The 17917-nt window shown below is 70.6% G+C and carries 17 protein-coding genes and 1 tRNA gene; 6 read left to right on the top strand and 12 right to left on the bottom strand.

All coding sequences use genetic code 11. The features are described 5' to 3' along the window. Positions 1-22: 22 nt before the first annotated feature. From K244_RS0102330 to K244_RS21355, 3 genes are read left to right on the top strand one after another with little or no spacing between them, the layout of a single operon-like run. Entirely contained in the window at positions 23-649 is a 627-nt protein-coding gene (locus tag K244_RS0102330) for a MarC family protein (RefSeq protein WP_020184632.1), read from the top strand. A 51-nt stretch (positions 650-700) separates the two neighbouring features. Next, a complete protein-coding gene (trmFO, locus tag K244_RS0102325) occupies positions 701-2128 on the top strand; it encodes a methylenetetrahydrofolate--tRNA-(uracil(54)-C(5))-methyltransferase (FADH(2)-oxidizing) TrmFO (protein ID WP_020184631.1) in 1428 nt (475 codons plus the stop codon). Beyond that, on the top strand, positions 2125-2448 hold the full coding sequence (locus tag K244_RS21355) for a DUF3253 domain-containing protein (RefSeq protein WP_020184630.1): 324 nt from the start codon (positions 2125-2127) through the stop codon (positions 2446-2448). Before trmFO ends, K244_RS21355 begins: the two co-directional genes overlap by 4 nt. Before the next feature lie 177 nt (positions 2449-2625). On the opposite strand, the gene K244_RS0102315 is transcribed toward K244_RS21355, so the two are convergent. Both K244_RS0102315 and K244_RS0102310 read right to left on the bottom strand, forming a co-directional pair. Further along, positions 2626-4605, bottom strand: a complete 1980-nt coding sequence (locus K244_RS0102315; protein ID WP_024816268.1) for a potassium transporter Kup — start codon at positions 4603-4605, stop codon at positions 2626-2628. Positions 4606-4683: 78 nt separating this feature from the next. Continuing rightward, positions 4684-5475: a YdcF family protein gene (locus tag K244_RS0102310; RefSeq protein WP_020184628.1), complete on the bottom strand. Its 792-nt coding sequence runs from the start codon at positions 5473-5475 to the stop codon at positions 4684-4686. Between the two features lie 136 nt (positions 5476-5611). Here K244_RS0102310 and K244_RS21350 point away from each other — a divergent pair, with 136 nt between their 5' ends. Then, the gene (locus K244_RS21350; protein WP_245259726.1) at positions 5612-6778 is read left to right on the top strand and encodes an acyltransferase; all 1167 of its coding nucleotides are present in this window, start codon (positions 5612-5614) and stop codon (positions 6776-6778) included. Here K244_RS21350 and K244_RS0102300 read toward each other — a convergent pair. From K244_RS0102300 to mgtE, 4 genes are all read right to left on the bottom strand, one after another. Further along, positions 6744-7586, bottom strand: coding sequence for an aldo/keto reductase (locus tag K244_RS0102300; RefSeq protein ID WP_020184626.1), 843 nt, complete (start codon positions 7584-7586; stop codon positions 6744-6746). The two genes, K244_RS21350 and K244_RS0102300, sit on opposite strands and share 35 nt — an antisense overlap. A gap of 173 nt (positions 7587-7759) precedes the next feature. Then, on the bottom strand, positions 7760-8578 hold the full coding sequence (locus tag K244_RS0102295) for a GH25 family lysozyme (RefSeq protein ID WP_020184625.1): 819 nt from the start codon (positions 8576-8578) through the stop codon (positions 7760-7762). Between the two features lie 62 nt (positions 8579-8640). Beyond that, complete coding sequence (locus K244_RS23395) at positions 8641-8814, bottom strand: hypothetical protein (protein ID WP_020184624.1); 174 nt, start codon at positions 8812-8814, stop codon at positions 8641-8643. Between the two features lie 98 nt (positions 8815-8912). Beyond that, positions 8913-10328: a magnesium transporter gene (gene mgtE / locus K244_RS0102285; RefSeq protein WP_020184623.1), complete on the bottom strand. Its 1416-nt coding sequence runs from the start codon at positions 10326-10328 to the stop codon at positions 8913-8915. Positions 10329-10498: 170 nt separating this feature from the next. Between mgtE and K244_RS0102280 the strand changes: the two genes are divergently transcribed. Then, complete coding sequence (locus tag K244_RS0102280) at positions 10499-12085, top strand: DUF2235 domain-containing protein (protein WP_020184622.1); 1587 nt, start codon at positions 10499-10501, stop codon at positions 12083-12085. A gap of 107 nt (positions 12086-12192) precedes the next feature. On the opposite strand, the gene K244_RS0102275 is transcribed toward K244_RS0102280, so the two are convergent. Both K244_RS0102275 and K244_RS0102270 read right to left on the bottom strand, forming a co-directional pair. Next, positions 12193-12277 (bottom strand) — tRNA-Leu (locus K244_RS0102275). Between the two features lie 103 nt (positions 12278-12380). Continuing rightward, positions 12381-12668 (bottom strand): FliM/FliN family flagellar motor switch protein, encoded by a 288-nt coding sequence (locus K244_RS0102270; RefSeq protein WP_020184621.1) that lies wholly within the window; start codon positions 12666-12668, stop codon positions 12381-12383. 75 nt (positions 12669-12743) lie between these two features. Here K244_RS0102270 and lipB point away from each other — a divergent pair, with 75 nt between their 5' ends. Beyond that, positions 12744-13487 (top strand): lipoyl(octanoyl) transferase LipB, encoded by a 744-nt coding sequence (gene lipB / locus K244_RS0102265; protein WP_020184620.1) that lies wholly within the window; start codon positions 12744-12746, stop codon positions 13485-13487. Positions 13488-13634: 147 nt separating this feature from the next. Here lipB and K244_RS0102260 read toward each other — a convergent pair whose 3' ends face one another. The 4 genes from K244_RS0102260 to K244_RS0102245 all read right to left on the bottom strand — a co-directional run bounded on the left by K244_RS0102260 (position 13635) and on the right by K244_RS0102245 (position 17819). Further along, entirely contained in the window at positions 13635-13925 is a 291-nt protein-coding gene (locus K244_RS0102260) for an acylphosphatase (protein WP_020184619.1), read from the bottom strand. Beyond that, the gene (locus K244_RS0102255) at positions 13922-14383 is read right to left on the bottom strand and encodes a gamma-glutamylcyclotransferase family protein (RefSeq protein ID WP_024816267.1); all 462 of its coding nucleotides are present in this window, start codon (positions 14381-14383) and stop codon (positions 13922-13924) included. Before K244_RS0102255 ends, K244_RS0102260 begins: the two co-directional genes overlap by 4 nt. A 53-nt stretch (positions 14384-14436) precedes the next feature. Further along, entirely contained in the window at positions 14437-16455 is a 2019-nt protein-coding gene (locus K244_RS0102250) for an acetyl/propionyl/methylcrotonyl-CoA carboxylase subunit alpha (protein WP_020184617.1), read from the bottom strand. 104 nt (positions 16456-16559) lie between these two features. Then, the gene (locus K244_RS0102245) at positions 16560-17819 is read right to left on the bottom strand and encodes a glycosyltransferase (protein ID WP_020184616.1); all 1260 of its coding nucleotides are present in this window, start codon (positions 17817-17819) and stop codon (positions 16560-16562) included. Positions 17820-17917 lie beyond the last annotated feature (98 nt).

The raw sequence follows: 17917 nt of genomic DNA, 5'->3' as shown, positions 1-17917 counted from the left end.
CGCGCCGTCTCGGGATCCCCGCGTGCTCCTCGATTTCGTCTCGTCCGCCTTCGTCACGCTGCTTGTGACGATGGATCCGGTCGGCCTCGCGCCGGTGTTCCTGGCGCTCACGCCGGGAGCGAGCGCGAGCGCGCGGCGGCGGATCGCGCTCCGCGCCGTCATCATCGCGTTCTGCGTCCTGGCGGGCTTCGCGCTGGTCGGCGACTGGCTGCTGCGCCAGCTCGGCATCACCCTGCCGGCCTTCCGGATCGCGGGCGGCATCCTGCTGTTCTGGATCGCCTTCGAGATGATCTTCCAGCTGCGTATGGAGCGGAAGGCCTCGACCGCGGAGCAGGCGCTGCAGGAGCACTACAACGACCTCGCCGCCTTTCCGCTGGCGATCCCGCTGATGGCCGGACCCGGCGCGATCGCCGCGGTGCTGCTGTTCTCCGGCCGCGCCGGCGGCGATCCGGTCCGCTTCGGCGTGCTGATCGGGACGGTCGCGCTGGTCACCGCCGCCTGCTACCTCGCCTTCCGTTTCGCCGAGCCGATCGATCGGCTGCTGGGCCGCACCGGCAACCTAGTGCTCACCCGCCTGCTCGGCGTCGTCCTCGCGGCGCTCGCCGTCCAGTTCGCGATCGACGGCGTGAAGGCGGTGATCGCGGGCTGAGTGGGAACGGCGTCCATTGCTCCGCCCCGCCGCGGCGACTAGGTTCCCGCGATGACAGACGCTTCTTTCTCCCCCATCCACGTCATCGGCGGCGGCCTCGCCGGCTCCGAGGCCGCGTGGCAGATCGCCAACGCCGGCGTGCCCGTGACGCTGCACGAGATGCGGCCCGAGCGCTCGACCGACGCGCACCAGACCGACGGCCTCGCCGAACTGGTGTGCTCGAACTCGTTCCGCTCCGACGACGCCGAGCAGAACGCGGTGGGCCTGCTGCATCAGGAGATGCGGCGGCTGAACTCGCTGGTGATGCAGGCGGCGGACGGCGCCCAGGTGCCCGCGGGCGGCGCTCTCGCGGTGGACCGCGGCGCCTTCTCGGCCGCCGTGACGGCGGCGCTGGAGGCGCATCCGCTGGTGACGATCGAGCGCGCCGAGATCGCCGGCCTGCCGCCGGAGGCCTGGGACAGCGTCATCGTCGCGACCGGCCCGCTCACCTCGCCCGCGCTCGCGGAGGCGGTGCGCGGCCTCACCGGCGAAGGCGAGCTCGCCTTCTTCGACGCCATCGCGCCGATCGTCCACGCCGACTCGATCGACATGTCCATCGCCTGGCGGCAGTCGCGCTACGACAAGGTCGGCCCCGGCGGCACCGGCGCGGACTACGTCAACTGCCCGATGACGCGCGAGCAGTACGAGGCCTTCGTCGCGGGTCTGGTCGCCGGCGACAAGGTCTCGTTCAAGGAGTGGGAGGCGACGACGCCCTACTTCGACGGTTGCCTGCCGGTCGAGGTGATGGCGGAGCGCGGGCCGGAGACGTTGCGGCACGGGCCGATGAAGCCGATGGGCCTGACGAACGCGCACCAGCCCGACGTCAAGGCCTACGCCGTCGTCCAGCTCCGCCAGGACAACGCGCTGGGCACGCTCTACAACATGGTCGGCTTCCAGACGAAGCTGCGCCACGCCGAGCAGGTCCGGCTATTCCGCACCATTCCGGGGCTCGAGAACGCCGAGTTCGCCCGGCTCGGCGGCCTGCACCGCAACACCTACCTGCACAGTCCGAAGCTGCTCGACCCGACGCTGCGCCTGAAGGCCCAGCCGCGGCTGCGCTTCGCCGGCCAGATCACCGGCTGCGAGGGCTATGTGGAGAGCGCGGCGGTCGGCCTGATGGCCGGACGGTTCGCGGCCGGCGAGCGGCTCGGCCGCGCCTTCGCCCCGCCGCCCGTCACCACCGCGCTCGGCGCGCTGCTTGGCCACATTACCGGCGGGCACCTCAGCGTCGAGGGCGAAGGCCCGAAGAGCTACCAGCCGATGAACGTCAACTTCGGCCTGTTCCCGCCGGTCGAGGGCCCGCTCCGCCTGCCCGATGGATCGCGCCCGCGGGGCGCCCAGAAGGCGGCGGTGAAGAAGCGCATGCTGACCGACCGCGCGCGGGCCGACCTCGCGGCGTGGATGGGCGGATCACAGCTGTCGGCGGAGGCCGCGGAATGAGCGAGACGATCGAGGATCTGGTGCTGCGGCTCGCCACCGAGCGCGGGCCGGCGAAGACGATCTGCCCGACGGAGGCCGCCCGCGCGGTCGCCGAGCAGCGGGGCGAGGAGGACTGGCACGACCGGCTCTCGGACGTCCGCGCCGCCGCCGTGCGGCTCTCCCGCCGCGGCAAGCTCGCGATCTATCGCAAGGGCAAGCCGGTCGATCCCAACCTGTTCAAGGGCGTCTACCGCATCGGGCTGCCGGCCCCCGAGGCGGCCGAACCGGAAGCCGAAGCTGTGATCACGGACGCCGAACGTTCGGACGGCGGCGAGAGCTAAATAGCTCTCGATGCGCCTAACTAAGGGAGTGCGTGCTTCGAGACGCCGACCCTTGGTCGGCTCCTCAGCATGAGGAGGTTTCTGGCCCTAAAACCAAGAACCTCCTCATGCTGAGGAGCCCGCTTTTCAGCGGGCGTCTCGAAGCACGCACTCCGTCAGGGACCGGACCCAGGCCCCTCACACCACCATCTGGTTGCCGAGCTCGATCACGCGGCCGGCGGGGATGCGGAAGTATTCGGTGGCGTCGTAGGACTGGCGCACGAGGCCGATGAAGACGTGGTCCTGCCACAGCGGCATGCCAACGCTGGCGGAGGCGCGGAACGAGCGGCGGCCGACGAAGAACGACGTCTTCATCATGTCGAACGGCAGGCCGTACTCCTTCGCCTGGGCGAGCGCCCGCGGCAGGTTCGGGTCCTCCATGAAGCCGTAGCGGATGTGGAGGGTCGCGAACTCCTCCGACACCCGGTGCAGCTCGATCCGCTCGTTGTCCGGCACGATCGGCAACGGCTCGGTGCGCACCGTGAGGATGACGTTCCGCTCGTGCAGCACCTTGTTGTGCTTGAGGTTGTGCAGCAGCGCGGGCGGCGCGACGTCGGGCGAGGACGTCAAATACATCGCGGTGCCCTTCACGCGCGTCGCCGAGCTCGTGCTCATGGACTTCGCGAACTCGGCGAGCGGGATGCTCTCGCGCTTGATGCGGCCCTCGACGAAGCGCACGCCGCGGATCCAGGTCCACATCAGCATGACGACGAAGGCGCCGAGGATCAGCGGGATGTAGCCGCCGTCCTTCAGCTTCAGCAGGTTGGCGCTGAGGAAGGTGAAGTCGACGATCAGGAACGGCGTCATCACCGCCGCCGCCGTGGCCCAGCCATAGCCCCAGGTCTTGGCGATGACGACGACCGCGAGGATGCTGGTCACCACCATCGTGCCGGTGACGGCGATGCCGTAGGCGGCGGCGAGCGCGCTCGAGGTCTGGAACACGATCACCAGCACCAGCACGCCGATCAGCATCAGCCAGTTGACCTTCGGCATGTAGATCTGGCCGGCCTGGGTCTCGGAGGTGTGCTGCACCTCAAGATGCGGCAGCAGGCCAAGCTGCATGGCCTGGCGGGTGAGCGAGTAGGCGCCGGAGATCACGGCCTGGCTGGCGACGACGGTCGCGATGCAGGCGAGGATCACCAGCGGCAGGCGGAACCATTCCGGGGCCGTGAGGAAGAACAGCTCCTTGATCGCGCTCGGATCCGAGATCGCGAGCGCGCCCTGGCCGAGATAGTTGATCACGAGCGAGGGCAGCACGAGCCCGAGCCACGCCAGCCGGATCGGCCCGCGTCCGAAGTGGCCCATGTCGGCGTAAAGCGCCTCTGCGCCGGTAACGGCCAGGAAGGTCGCGCCGAGCACGATGAAGGCGAGCCAGCCGTGCTCCACCAGGAACAGCACCGCGTGATAGGGGTTCAGCGCGTGGAGGACGACCGGCGCGTCGAAGATGTGGATCGCGCCGAGCACCGCGAGCGTGATGAACCAGACGACCGTGATCGGCCCGAACCAGGCCGCGACCTTGCCCGTGCCCGAGGACTGCACGGCGTAGAGCGCGACGATGATGCCGATGGTGATCGGCAGCACGTAGGGGTCGAACACCGGGGTCGCGACCTTGAGGCCCTCGACCGCCGACAGCACCGAGATCGCGGGCGTCAGGATGGCGTCGCCGTAGAACAGCGCGGCGCCGACGACGCCGAGCGCGAGCAGCGGCGTGCTGGCGCGCCCGAGCGCCTGCTGCGCGAGCGCCATCAGGGAAAGCGTGCCGCCCTCGCCGTGGTTGTCCGCCCGCAGCAGGATGAAGACGTATTTGAAGGTGACGACGACGACGAGCGCCCAGGTCAGCAGCGAGACGATGCCGATCACCTCCTCCGTGCTCGGCGCGTGGCCGAGGTGGAGCAGGGACTCGCGCATGGCGTAGAGCGGGCTGGTGCCGATGTCGCCGTAAACGACGCCGACGCTGCCGATGGTCAGCGACCAGAAGCCGTGGCGCTTGTCGTGGACGACGGAGCCCTCCGCCACGCTCGCGCCGTGCGTGCCCGTCGCCCCGGGCGTAAGCGAGCCGGCCGACCCCTCGGGCGACCCGGACGGGCCGGCCGCGCCAGCGCTGGAACTGTCAGTCATGGAGAACCTTGAGCCGCGTTGCGGGGGTGCGGGCGACCTGTGGACGGCGAAACGCTGCGTCGCAGTATGTGTGGTCTTTTAAGGGCGGGGCAACGGGGCGCTCACATATCCCAGCAGCCAGTAGCTCACAAGCCCGACCCACTCCCGGACCGCGATGTCGACCCGCCGGAGGCCCGCGCCGACCGAGGAGAACGGACGCCACGCGTCCTCCGGTCCGCGGGTGCGGTAGTCCACCGGCCAGGCCTCGACGGGGAAGTCCGCCGTTCGGAAGCAGCCGATCGCCCGCGGCATGTGATAGGCGGAGGTGACGAGCAGCCAGCGCTCGCCCGGCTTCGGCGTCACCAGGTCGCGGGTGAAGCGCGCGTTCTCCACCGTGTTGCGCGACGCGCCCTCCAGCGTGATGCGCTCGCGCGCGATCCCGAAGCTGACGAACATGCGCTCCGCGAGGTCGGCCTCCGTCGCCCCGTCGAACAGCATCGAGCCGGAGCCGCCGGTGAAGACGATGCGCGCCTGCGGCCAGCGCCGTGCGAGCTCCGCGACGACGGTCATGCGCTCGGCGGCCTCCGTCAGCGCGACGTCCTGACGCGAGCCTGCGACGATAGTGTCGAACGATCCGCCGAGCACGACGATCCCCGCCGGCGCCGGGCCTTCCTCGACGCGGGGGAAACGCTCCTCGAGTGGCAGCAGCAGGAGATTGCCGAGCGGCGACAGGCCCGCGATCGCGACCCCGAGCACGGAGACGGCCATGAACGCCGCGCCCGCGCCGCGAAAGCCGAAGGCGGCGAGCGCGGCCCCGAGCAGGCCGAGCAGGGCGAGCGCGTTCGACGGGGCGGTGATGAAGCCCAGGATCTTGGACGCGACGAAGAACATCAGGGCCTCGCGGGACTGCCGCGCGATCGACGGACCGCGGCGACTCTTTGTTCACGGGCGGAGTCTAGAGTGCGCGGAGGCGCGCGCCATCGCGCCCGCCGAGATCGTGACCGACGCCAGGGACCCCCTCGCCCCGATGCCCACCCTTGCCGATTGTCTCGCGCGCCGCGACAACACGCTGGCGGCGGTCCGCATGCTGGGCGCCTCCGCGGTGCTGTGGGCGCACGCCTGGGTCGTGACGACGCCGGGAATCGCGACGCGCGACTACGCCCATGTGTTCGCGTTCTCGCTGGATTTCCACGGGGTGCACGCGTTCTTCGCGCTCTCCGGCCTGCTGCTCGCGCGCAGCTATCTCACGCGGCCCGATCTCCTGCGCTTCGTCGTCGCGCGCGTCGTGCGCTACGTGCCGGCGATCCTGGTCTCCGCGCTCGTCGCGGCGTTCGCGCTCGGGCCCCTCGTGACGCGGCTGAGCCTCGCCGACTATTTCGGTTCAGCCGCCCCCGTCCTGTTCGTGCTCAAGGTCGCGACGCTGCTCGACGTCAACGCGACGCTCCCAGGCGTGTTCGACGGCAACATCAAGCCCAGCCTGCTCTACATCCCGCTCTGGACGGTGCACTACGAGTTCGTATTCGCCGTCGCCCTCGGCGTGGTCGGCGCGCTCGGCCTGCTGAAGCGGAAGCCGCTGGTGCTGGCGGGCCTCGGCCTGATCCTCGCGATCAACGTCGTTTGGTTCTGGAACGGCGAGGCCGCCCATCTCGCGCTCGGCTCGCCGCATCACCTCGTCCGCTTCGGCTCGACCTTCGGCCTGGGGGTCGCCATGGCGGTCTTCGCGGACCGGATTCCGGTTTCGAACCGGATCCTCGCCGGGATTGCGGCCGTCTGCATCCCCCTCGCCTTCACGCCGCTCGCGGCCCTCGCGGGCATGATCCTGATCGCTTACGCGATCCTCTGCGTCGGGTTCACGTCGGTCCCGCTCGCCCGACCGCTCGCCGCGCTCGGCGTCTGGTCCTACGGCTTCTATGTCTGGGGCTATCTGATCGAGCAGACGCTGGCCTACGCCGCGCCTCAGCTTGGGGGCTGGCCCGTGTTCCTGACCGCCCTCCCCCTCGCGCTCGCCGCGGGCTGGCTGTCATGGCGCGTCGTCGAACGGCCGTCGCTCGGGTGGACCGCCCCGATCACGACCTTCCTCCGCCGGCTGACCCCAGGGGTCGAGCCCGAACGGCGCGCGACGGACGCCGCGCCCCGGCCGACGCCCGGCGACGGCTGGATCAATCCCAAACCGGAGCCCACGCGGGCGAAGTGATCCGTCCCTCGCGCGTGCCGAGCAGCGAGATCGTCGCCATCTCCTCCTCGCTGAGCGTGAAGTCGAACACGTCGAAATTGTCCCGCACGCGCTCGATCTTGGAGGAGCGCGGGATGGCGATGACGCCGTCGAGCTGCAGCGCCCAGCGCAGCGTCACCTGCGGCGGCGACTTGCGGTGCGCCTCGGCGATCGCCTTGATGGCCGGCGCATCGTTCACCCGGCCCTGCGCGATCGGGCTGTAGGCGGTCAGCGCCATGCCCTGCGCATCAAGTTCTGCCTTGAGCTTGGACTGGTCGATCAGCGGGTGGAACTCGACCTGGTTGGTGACGAGCGGCGCGTCCGAAAGCGCGACCGCCTCGCGCACCTGAGCCACCGTGAAGTTGGACAGGCCGATGTGCTTGGTCATGCCGGAGGCGCGCACGGCGTTCAGCGCCTTGATCGTCTCCGCCAGCGGCACCTCGGGGTTGGGCCAGTGCAGCAGCAGCAGGTCGATGTGGTCGACGTGCAGCCGCTTCAGGCTCTGCTCGGCCGAGCGCTCGAGATCGCCCGCGCGGAAACGGTCGGTCCAGACCTTGGTGGTCAGGAAGTATTCGTCGCGGGGCACGCCGCCCGCCTTCAGCCCCTGCCCGACCTCCGCCTCGTTGTCATAGGCCTGCGCGGTGTCGACGTGCCGATAGCCGAGCTTCAGCGCCTCGGCGACCATCTGGCGCGCGACGTCGCCCTTCAACTGCCAGGTCCCGAAGCCCAGAGCGGGGATCGAGGCGCCGTTGGCGGCGACGAGAGGCGCTTTTCCGGTCTTGGTGAGCATCGGGCTCGTCCTTCCGTTCAGCCCTGGCGTCACGGGCGCGTCGCGCGGCGGCGCGGGCCTGGGGCCTGGGCGGGGATCGATGTAGGACGACAGTTAGGGCGGCCCCGACCAATATCAGGACCGCAGGCCGCAGACGCGCCATGATGCGACGCATGCGCGCGTCGCCGGCTCGCTCAGAGGCCCGTCGCCGCGAAGCGGCGCCAGGCGGCGGTGTTGCCGACGAAGACGTTGCGGTCGACGTTGCCGGTCACGCCGCCGATGCGGCCGGTCGCCGTGTGCTGCCAGAGCGTGAAGTTGCGCGAGAGGTGGTAGCGGATGCTCGGGTGGCCCGCGACGCTCCGCAGCCAGAAATGATAGTCCGGGAACGCCCCCACCAGCACGTCGCGGTGGAAGTCGACGCTGGTGTAGATCGCGGGCCGCTTGCCGTAATGCCGCTCGATCGTCCGGAGGAACACCGACATCTCGCGGAGGATTTCTTCGCGCGGCGGCCGGCGCTTGCAGCTCGGCGAGTCCGGGTTCCACTCCATGTCGAGCACCATGGGGAGCGCGTTCGGGTCCACCGGCACGTTGGCCTTGAACCAGGCGGCCTGCTCGGCGCCGGTGCGGCAGAAATAATAGAAGTGATAGGCGCCGCGCGGCACGCCCGCGGCCTTAGCCCCCGCCCAGTTCTCGGCGAAGCGCTCGTCCACCCGGTCGCCGCCCTCGGTCGCCTTGATGTAGGCGAAGCTGGCGCCCGCGCCCGCGACGCCCGACCAGTCGATCGAGCCCTGGTACTTCGCGACGTCGATGCCGTGGATGGCGTGGTCGTCGGGGGTGGTGACGACGCCGGTGAGCGGCGAGCCGAGCCCGACGTTCGGCCCGATGTCGGTGTGGAGCGCCGTGCGCTCGATCTCCGGCCCGACGGTCGAGCAGGCGCTCAACGCCGACGCCACGGCGATGGCGAGGCCTGCGCGCAAGGCGCGGCCCGCCAGCGATCCCCCGATGCGGCCCATACGGCTCTCACCCTCGTCCCGAACGCGTTGCAAACTCTAGGATGAAAACCGTGATCCGTCGATCAGGGACGCAGCGCGGCCACGCGGTCCGCATGCTCCTGCAGGGCGGCCGCCGCGACGACGTCCGCGACATCCGGGGAGACGGCCGGCGCCCGGTCGATCTCGACCATCAGGACGAGGACAAGCGTCGCGAACACCGCCGCGCCCGTCAGGCGCCCTCGTGGGCTGTCGCTCATCCCGTCCTCCCTGGGTCTGGTGAATCATCCGTCACCAGCAAAGGCCAAGAACGTGGCGAAAGCGTTAATCCTGCGCTCACCATGTCGCGCAGCGGGGCTCAGCCGAGGCCGAACCACCAGGTCGCGAGGCCAAGGAACGAGAAGAAGCCGACGGTGTCGGTGACGGTCGTGAGAAAGACGCCCGAGGCGACGGCCGGGTCGGCCTTCAGGCGATCGAGCGCGAGCGGAATCAGGATGCCGAACAGGCCGGCGCACAGCATGTTGACCACCATGGCGGTGGCGATGATGACGCCGAGCTGCGGGTTCAGGAACCAGCCGCCGGCGGCGAGCCCGAGCAGCACGGCGAGCACCGAGCCGTTGGCGAGTCCCACCAGCGCCTCGCGTCGCACCAGCCTGCGGGCGTTGTGGCCGCCGATCTCGCGGGTCGCGAGCGCGCGCACCGCCACCGTCATGGACTGAGTGCCGGCGTTGCCGCCCATGGAGGCGACGATCGGCATCAGCACCGCAAGCGCCACCATGTGCTCGATGGTGGCCTCGAACAGGCCGATCACGCTCGCGGAGAGGAACGCGGTGCAGAGGTTCACCACCAGCCACGGAATGCGGCTGCGGGCGGTGTAGAGCACGGTGTCCGAGATCTCTTCGTCGCCGGTCACGCCGCCGAGCGCGCGGAGGTCCTCGTCCGCCTCCTCCTCGATGACGTCGAGGATGTCGTCGACCATCAGCACGCCGACAAGGCGATCAGCGTCGTCGAGGACGGCCGCCGAGACGAGGTTGTAGCGCTCGAACATGCGCGCCGCCTCCTCCTGGTCGGCGGTCGCGCGCACCGTGCGCGTGTTCTCGTCGAGGATGTCGGCGAGCAGCGAGGTGCGCCGGGCCCTGAGCAGCTTGTCGAGCGGCGCGGCTCCCAGCAGCTTGTAGGCCGGGTCGACGACGAAGATCTCGTAGAAGGTGTCGGGCAGGCCGGGCGTGTCGGCGAGGTAGTCGATGACGTGGCCGACGGTCCAGAACGGCGGCGCCGCGACGAACTCCGTCTGCATGCGCCGGCCGGCGGTCTCCTCGGGAAAGTCGAGGCTGCGCGTGAGCGCGACCCGGTCCGCCCCCGGCATCTGGTCGAGGATGCGGGTCCGGTCGACCTCGTCGAGGTCCTCCAAGATGTAGACCGCGTCGTCGGAGTCGATGAGGCGGACGCCTTCGGCGACGGTCTCCGGCGGCAGCTCCTCGAGCAGCTGGACGCGGACCGTCTCGTCGATCTCGGTCAGCGCGGTGAAGTCGAAGGCCTTGCCGAGCAGCCCGATCAGCTTCGGCCGGTCGTCATGCTCCAGCGCTTCGATCAGGTCGCCGACGTCAGACTCATGGAGATCGCCGACGAGCTCCTTGAGCCGCGCCTCGTCGCCCGCCGCGATCGCCGCGGCGACCCTTTCGACGAAGGCGTGGGAGAGCCGCCCCTCCTCGTCGCGAAACGCGGTCTCGGCCGGGATCTCTTCGGGGTCGCGCGTTTCGACGTCAGCGATCATGCGCCCTCGAACCCGGTTGCAGGATTTGGAAGATCCTCGCGGGGTTTAGGTCTTCTGCCGCGGCGCGGCAACCGGAAGACGAAACGGACGGCTCAGCCCGGCTTGCGTTGCACGCAAAGCGTGTACATTCTGGAGCTCTCAATCGTTCAACTCTCGGGGGGAGACGCGAAATGACCGATCGGGTGGTGTGCTGCGACGGCACCTGGAACACGCCGGACGACGTCGACGACGGCCTTCCGGCCGCCACGAACGTCCACAAGATCTACAGCGCCCTGGCCGATCCCGACCCCCGCAAGCGCTACTACCACCCGGGCGTCGGAACCGGCGGCGGCTGGTGGACCCGGGTCGCGGGCGGCGCCGCGGGCGTCGGCCTGACCAAGAACGTGAAGAGCGCCTACCGATGGCTCGCCGAGGTCTACGAGCCCGGCGACCGGATCTGGCTGTTCGGCTTCAGCCGGGGCGCCTTCACCGTCCGCTCGCTCAGCGGGATGATCTCGCGCTGCGGTTTGCTTAACCTCGAGGGACTCTCGGACGACGCGATCTGGGCCGCGGTGGACGGCGCCTTCGACGACTACCGCGCGCGCAAGGACGACGTGACCTCCACCAAGACGCGTCCCTTGAAGGGCGTCGCCTTGGGACAGCCCGCGAAAGGCAAGACGCCCATCCACTTCATCGGCGTGTGGGACACGGTCGGCGCCCTCGGCATTCCCGACGACATGGCGCTGCTCAACCTGATCGACGACCCGTCGCGCTACGAGTTTCACGACACCGACCTCAGCCCGAACGTCGTCCACGCCCGCCACGCGATCGCGATCGACGAGCGCCGCCAGAGCTTCACGCCGACGCTGTGGTCCGACACGCCGCCGAAGCAGAACCTGACGCAGCGCTGGTTTCCCGGGGTCCACGCCGACGGCGGCGGCGGTTACGGCCAGACCGGGCTGTCCGACGGCGCCCTCGCCTGGATGATCACGGAGGCGAAGGCCGAGGGCCTCGCCTTCCGGGCCGGAGCCGAGGCGCAGCTCAAGCCGGACGCGCGCGGCGTGCTGCACGATTCGCGCACCGGCGTGTTCAAGACGCTGAAGTCGCGGCCGCGCGAGGTCCCGAGCTTCGCCGACGCCGCCGCGCCGTTGCACGCCTCCGCGCGGGATCGACATGAGAACCCGCCGCTGACCCAGCTTTCGTACTGGCCGACCACCACGCTTCCGAAACCCGCGCCTAAGGCGAAAGCCGCCGCAAAGTCCTCGGCGGCCGTGGACGTCTTCGCGCGCGAGCCCTGGAACGCCACGGGCCTGTTTCTGGAAGCGGGCGCGACTTACGCCTTCGCCGCGACGGGCCAGTGGCTGGACAAGTCGATTCCCTCGGGACCGGCGGGGTCGGACGACGGCGACTTTCATCTCGGCGAGGCGGTGCACGCGCTGCTCGCCGGCTGGGGCCAGGCCGAGCAGCTCTACAAGACGCTGACCGGCAACCAGCAGGCGGACTTCTGGCTGACGAAGCGCGAGGACGCCTTCGGCTGGTTCGCGCTCGTCGGCGTCGTCGCGAGCGGCGCGTGGATCGACGAAGGCGGCAAGGAGATCGGACGGCCCCTGCGGCGGGAGGCGAAGCCGATGATCCTGCAGCACGAGACCTTCCTGATCGGCGCGAAGGCGACCTTCACGCCGCGCGCCTCCGGCTACCTCTACTGCTTCGCCAACGACACCTGGCAGACCTACGACAACAACAGCGGCAGCGTCCGGCTGACGGTGACGCGCACCTGAGGTCGGCTTTCGAGCGCGACGGCCGCCGCACGAATCAAAAGACCCCGGAAGCTGGGCTTCCGGGGTCTTTTGCGATCGCATGAGGTAGATTGTGCGACCAGTATGTCTGGTGCGGTCGAGAAGACTCGAACTTCCACGGGTTGCCCCACAGCGACCTCAACGCTGCGCGTCTACCAGTTCCGCCACGACCGCGACGGCGGTGCTGATAACAAATCGATGTCGGCTCCACAAGGGCGATCGGCCGGGTTTCGCGTCCGGCGCGCGGCTGTGGACAAACCGCCCGGGCGGAACCCCCTCACGCCGCCGTGGCGACGGGCTCCGGCGCGGGCGTGAGGCGGTCGGTCCGGCCCTTCTGGTCGCGCGTGATCATGGAGGTGATCTCCACGCCGATACGGTCGCCGTTGACGAACACGGAGCCCCGCGCGATCGGGTGGTCGTTGGCGAGAATGGTCACCGCGTCGTCGTCCTCGGTGGTCAGCTCGATCACCGCGCCGCGGCCCATGCGCAGCAGCTGATGGATCGGCATCTTCGCCGCGCCGAGCACGATGGTGAGCTCGAGGTTGACCTCGTCGATGCGCGGCACGAAACGTCTCCGGGGGGCGGCTGCGGCCGATACGCCGGCCGGCCCCCTGAAGTGCAACACAGTCGTGGTTAACGCATGGTTGAGCGTCCCCCCTCCGGCCTGCGCGACGGCCTCGCCGCACGGCTGCCCGCGCCGGACGACGCGGCTCCGGTCGATTGGCTCGTGAGCGACGCGCTCGTGGACTACCCCGCCGCCGTCGCCGCCATGGAGGCGCGCGCCGCCGCGATCGCCGAGGGGAGCGCGAACGAGCTCGTCTGGCTGCTGGAGCACCCGCCGCTCTACACCGCCGGCACCGGCGCGGACGCAGCCGACCTGGTGCAGCCCGACCGCCTGCCGGTGTTCGCGACGGGGCGCGGCGGTCAGTACACCTACCACGGCCCCGGCCAGCGCATCGCCTATGTGATGCTCGATCTCCACCGCCGCGGGCCCGACGTGCGCCGCTACGTCGCGGCGCTGGAGGCCTGGCTGATCGCGGCGCTCGACCGATTCGGCGTGCGCGGCGAGCGCCGCGAGGACCGCGTCGGCGTCTGGGTGCGCCGGCCCGACCGCGGGGCCCAGTCGGAGGACAAGATCGCCGCCATCGGCGTGCGCGTGCGGCGCTGGACGACCTTTCACGGCGTGAGCCTGAACGTGGAGCCGGACCTCGGCCACTACGCCGGCATCGTGCCCTGCGGCGTGCGCGACCAGGGCGTGACGAGCCTCGCCGACCTCGGCCGGGTGGTGAGCATGACCGAGGTCGACATGGCGCTGCAGGAGACTTTTGAAGAGGTGTTCGGCCCCACCCGACGGGTGGAGACGATCGCGCTTTCGGGGGCCTGAGCTCCGAATCCTCGCCCTCTTGTCCCGGCGAAAGCCGGGACCCAGATCCGCCTGCGTGCCAAGACCACGCGCGACGGCTGGGAGCCACTTACGGAAGGGTCCGAGCGTCTGGGTCCCGGCGTTCGCCGGGACAAGAGATAGGATAGCTCAAGCGTCGGGCGCGATCTCGACGCGGGCGCCCTCGGGAATGGCGTCGAGCGTCGCCGCCCGGCGCTCCACGCGCTCGACCTTCGCCTCGGTCGGCCCCGCCCGGCAGGCTGCGGCGAAGGCCGCGATCCGCTCCTCGGGGCCTGCGATCTGCGCCTGCACCGAGCCGTCCGCGCGGTTGCGGACCAGCCCACGCAACCCGAGCCCGTTGGCGTTGCTGCGCGCCCAGGCGCGGTAGCCGACGCCCTGCACGCGCCCGGTGACCACGATCTCCGCCGCGACGTCCGTCATCGAAACCCTCCCTGCGCCGCCGGCCCGCCCCGCGCGCCGGACGAGAACCGCCTGAGCTCGGCCAGATAGGGCTCGGGCAGCCCCCATTCGACCGCCGCCGGGATCACCATCTCGCTCATGTAGCCGGAGACCGCGATCCCCGGCTGGACGTGGCGCGAGACGTAGACGATCGCGCCGCGCGCGCCCTCCGCAGACCGCACCCGCAGCCGCTCCTTGCGATAGAGCCCCATGGCGACCCGCTCGAAGGCGTCGAGCGCCCACAGATCCTTCTCCGTCAGCCGCCACAGCACGCCGTGGGCGGCGGCCGCCGGCTCGCGCAGGACCGTGGCGTAGCCGTCCCGCGAGATCGCGAACCGCCAGCCGTCGAGGACTGCGGGACCGACCGGCTCCGCCGTCGGGCAGCGGCGGGCCATCGACCGCCGGCACATGTTCGCGCCATAAGCGAAATAGTGAGGCATGCGGCGAGGTTAGAGGACGGGAGGGGCTGGCGGAAGCGCTCTCGCCGCCGCCTTCATTCCAGCTCGAGGATCACCGCGTCCACCGCCAGGCTGTCGCCGGGCTTGGCGTTGATCTTGGCGATCTTGCCGTCGCGTTCGGCGCGGAGGACGTTTTCCATCTTCATGGCCTCGACGACGGCGAGGATCTCGCCCGCCTTGACCTCCTGGCCCTCCTCCACCGCGATCGAGACCACGAGGCCCGGCATCGGGCAGAGCAGCAGCTTGGAGGTGTCGGCGACCTGGCGTTCCGGCATCATCGACAGCAGCTCGGCGATGCGGGCGCCGTGGATGCGGGCGACGACCGAGACGCCGCGGTGGGCGAGGTCCCAGCCCGCGGGCGGGTGCTTGCGCACCTGCACGGAGACCGGCTTGCCGTCGATCTCGCCGCGCCACACCGGCTCGCCCGGCTTCCAGTCGGTCGCGACACGGTAGGTCCTGGCCTCGCCGCCCGCCTCGTCGATCACGCTCACCGCCACCGCGTCGCCATGTGGCCGCGTCTCCACGCGGGTGGGGGCGCCGTCGAGCAGGATGGTGCGGAGCATCTCCTTGGTCGCCGCGCCGCGCCGCAGCTGGTGCGAGATCGCGCGCCGACGCTCCATGGTCAGCCAGTCGATCTGGGCGGCGACCGCGACCAGCGTCGCCGCGATCTCGCCGTCGGGCTTGGCCGGCGCGAAGCCGTCCGGAAACTCCTCGGCGATGAAGCCGGTGGAGAGCCGGCCTTCCTGCCAGCGCGGATGCTCCATGAGCGCGGTGAGGAAGGGGATGTTGTGCTGGATGCCGTCGATCGCGAAAGCGTCCAGCGCGTCCGCCTGCGCCTTGATGGCGGTCAGGCGGTCCGGCCCATGGGTGATGAGCTTCGCGATCATCGGATCGTAGTGGATCGAGATCTCGCCGCCTTCGGTGACGCCGGTGTCGTTGCGCACCGTGATCCCGCCCGCGCTCTCCTCGACCGGCGGCCGGTAGGTCTTGAGCCGGCCGATCGACGGCAGGAAGTTGCGGTAGGGGTCCTCGGCGTAGATGCGGCTCTCCACCGCCCAGCCGGTGAGCTTCACGTCGCCTTGGGTGATCGCGAGCTTTTCGCCGTAGGCGACACGGATCATCTGCTCGACGAGATCGACGCCGGTGACGAGCTCGGTCACGGGGTGCTCCACCTGCAGGCGGGTGTTCATCTCGAGGAAGTAGAACGACTTGTCCTGCCCCGCGACGAACTCCACCGTTCCAGCCGAGTCGTAGCCGACGGCCTTCGCCAGCGCGACCGACTGCTCGCCCATGGCGCGGCGGGTGGCCTCGTCGAGCAGCGGCGACGGCGCCTCCTCGACGACCTTCTGGTTGCGGCGCTGGATCGAGCATTCGCGCTCGCCGAGGTAGACGACGTTGCCGTGCTTGTCGCCCAGCACCTGGATCTCGATGTGGCGCGGGTTGACGATGAACTTCTCGATGAAGACGCGGTCGTCGCCGAAGGAGGACTTGGCCTCCGACTTCGACGCGCGAAAGCCCTCCGCCACATCGTCGGCGGAGTGGGCGATGCGCATGCCCTTGCCGCCGCCGCCGGCCGAGGCCTTGATCATCACGGGATAGCCGATCTCGTCGGCGATCCGGACCGCCTCCTCGGCGCTCTCGATGACGCCGAGGTTGCCGGGCACGGTCGAGACGTTGGCCGCGGCCGCCGCCTTCTTCGACTCGATCTTGTCGCCCATGGCTTCGATCGCGTGCGGGTTCGGCCCGATGAACACGATGCCCTCCGCCGCGAGCGCCTCGGCGAAGGCCGCGCGCTCGGACAGGAAGCCGTAGCCGGGGTGGACCGCCTCGGCGCCGGTCTGCTTGCAGGCCGCGATGATCTTCTCGATCACGAGATAGGACTGCGACGCCGGGGCCGGCCCGATGTGCACCGCCTCATCCGCCATCTCGACGTGGAGCGCGTCCCGGTCCGCGTCGGAATAGACCGCGACGGTCGCGATCCCCATGCGGCGCGCCGTCTTGATCACGCGGCAGACGATCTCGCCGCGGTTGGCGATGAGGATTTTCTTGAACATCGAGATCGGGACTCCCGAAGGACCGGCGGGCGAGAACTTGTCACGTTCTTAGGCGCCGCAGCATCGAGCGTCCACACACACTAAGGGCGAAGGTCCGGCCGCCCTCACGCTGCGCGCGCGGGGGCGAGGCTCTCGATCTCGTCGCAGAGCCGCCCCAGCGCGCCCGGTCCGTCGCAGGCGGCGGCGACCTCCGCGCAGCGGGCGCGCACCCGCTCGGAACGGAGCAGCGCGCCGAGAAGCCGCGCCGCCCGACGCTCGTCGAACCAGCCGGTGCGGAACGCCGCGCCGCAGCCGAGCTTCGCGACGCGGACCGCATGGTCGGCCTGGTCGAAGGCGAGCGGCGCGACAAGCTGGGGCGCGCCCGCCGCGAAGGCCTGCGCCATGGTGCCGACGCCGCCGTGGTGGACGATCGCGGCGCAGCGCGGCAGCACCTCCGGCAAGGGCGCGTAGCGGGCGACATGGACGTCCGCGCGCCCCTCGCCGCCGTCCTCGATCGGCGTCTGGGACAGCGCGAGGCAGCGGCGGCCGAGGCGCGCGCAGGCGGCGATCGCGACGCGGTAGAGCCGCTCGGTGTCGCGCCGGGTCGAACCGAATGTCACCAGCACCGGCGGCTCGCCTGCGGCCAGAAAGGCCTCCAGCGCGGGATCGAGCCCCCTCGCCTCGCCGCCTTCGCGGCCGGCCTCGGGGAAGCCGATCTGCACGGTCTGCGCCGGCCAGTCGGGCTGGGCGGGATGGAACCACGCTGGAAACATCGCCGCGACTCGCACCGGCGAGTTCCACCAGTAGCGCAGCCGCTGCACCGGCCCGAGGCCGAGCGTGGCGCGGAACGCGTTGAGGCGCGGCAGGACGACGGGATTGACGAAGTAGGCGTCGGACCCGAGCTGCAGCTCCCACTTCAGGCCGGCATGGAGCCAGCGCGGCATGGGCAGGCCGGGCGTGCGGGGCGCGTCGTGCCGGGTCTGGATCGTCAGCGGCGAGAGGTGGACGGAAATGAGCGGGTCGCCGAAGGCGTCGAAGGCCACCCGGGCGCCGATGGCCAGCGTCGAGCCGACCACGACCGTCTCGCCCGGCCGGCGGCGTTCGGCGACGAAGCGGTAGGTCTCGGGCAGCGACCGCGCCGCCTGCCGGAACAGCCGCCGCGCGCCGCGCCATGGCGTCCAGAACGTCGGATGCCCGAAGCGCTTCTCGTACTCCGCGGCGCTCATGGCGGGCGCGAAGTCGAGGCCCGCGCGCCGCGCCGCGTCGCCAAACGGCGCCGGCGCGCACAGCGCGACCTCGTGGCCGCGGCGCACCAGCTCCGCGCCGGCGGCGATGAAGGGCAGCACGTCGCCATAGGTGCCGATGGCGACGATCAGAACAAGCATACGCGTGACGCCCTAGCCGACCCGACGGTCGTGACGGCGTCACACTACCGCGACTGCGAAGGGATGCGAAAGCGGGGCGCGCGGGCGCCAGACCCGGG

Source organism: Methylopila sp. 73B, assembly GCF_000526315.1.
In the GTDB taxonomy this organism is placed as follows: domain Bacteria; phylum Pseudomonadota; class Alphaproteobacteria; order Rhizobiales; family Methylopilaceae; genus Methylopila.
The sequence above is the reverse complement of the archived record's forward strand: the minus strand, read 5'-3'. Positions and strand labels throughout refer to the sequence as shown.

Coding starts and splice junctions, on each gene's coding strand:
- trmFO (WP_020184631.1), top strand. CDS start 701: ATGACAGACGCTTCTTTCTCCCCCATCCACGTCATCGGCGGCGGCCTC.
- K244_RS21355 (WP_020184630.1), top strand. CDS start 2,125: ATGAGCGAGACGATCGAGGATCTGGTGCTGCGGCTCGCCACCGAGCGC.
- K244_RS0102315 (WP_024816268.1), bottom strand. CDS start 4,605: ATGACTGACAGTTCCAGCGCTGGCGCGGCCGGCCCGTCCGGGTCGCCC.
- K244_RS0102310 (WP_020184628.1), bottom strand. CDS start 5,475: ATGTTCTTCGTCGCGTCCAAGATCCTGGGCTTCATCACCGCCCCGTCG.
- K244_RS21350 (WP_245259726.1), top strand. CDS start 5,612: ATGCCCACCCTTGCCGATTGTCTCGCGCGCCGCGACAACACGCTGGCG.
- K244_RS0102300 (WP_020184626.1), bottom strand. CDS start 7,586: ATGCTCACCAAGACCGGAAAAGCGCCTCTCGTCGCCGCCAACGGCGCC.
- K244_RS0102295 (WP_020184625.1), bottom strand. CDS start 8,578: ATGGGCCGCATCGGGGGATCGCTGGCGGGCCGCGCCTTGCGCGCAGGC.
- K244_RS23395 (WP_020184624.1), bottom strand. CDS start 8,814: ATGAGCGACAGCCCACGAGGGCGCCTGACGGGCGCGGCGGTGTTCGCG.
- mgtE (WP_020184623.1), bottom strand. CDS start 10,328: ATGATCGCTGACGTCGAAACGCGCGACCCCGAAGAGATCCCGGCCGAG.
- K244_RS0102280 (WP_020184622.1), top strand. CDS start 10,499: ATGACCGATCGGGTGGTGTGCTGCGACGGCACCTGGAACACGCCGGAC.
- lipB (WP_020184620.1), top strand. CDS start 12,744: ATGGTTGAGCGTCCCCCCTCCGGCCTGCGCGACGGCCTCGCCGCACGG.
- K244_RS0102260 (WP_020184619.1), bottom strand. CDS start 13,925: ATGACGGACGTCGCGGCGGAGATCGTGGTCACCGGGCGCGTGCAGGGC.
- K244_RS0102255 (WP_024816267.1), bottom strand. CDS start 14,383: ATGCCTCACTATTTCGCTTATGGCGCGAACATGTGCCGGCGGTCGATG.
- K244_RS0102250 (WP_020184617.1), bottom strand. CDS start 16,455: ATGTTCAAGAAAATCCTCATCGCCAACCGCGGCGAGATCGTCTGCCGC.
- K244_RS0102245 (WP_020184616.1), bottom strand. CDS start 17,819: ATGCTTGTTCTGATCGTCGCCATCGGCACCTATGGCGACGTGCTGCCC.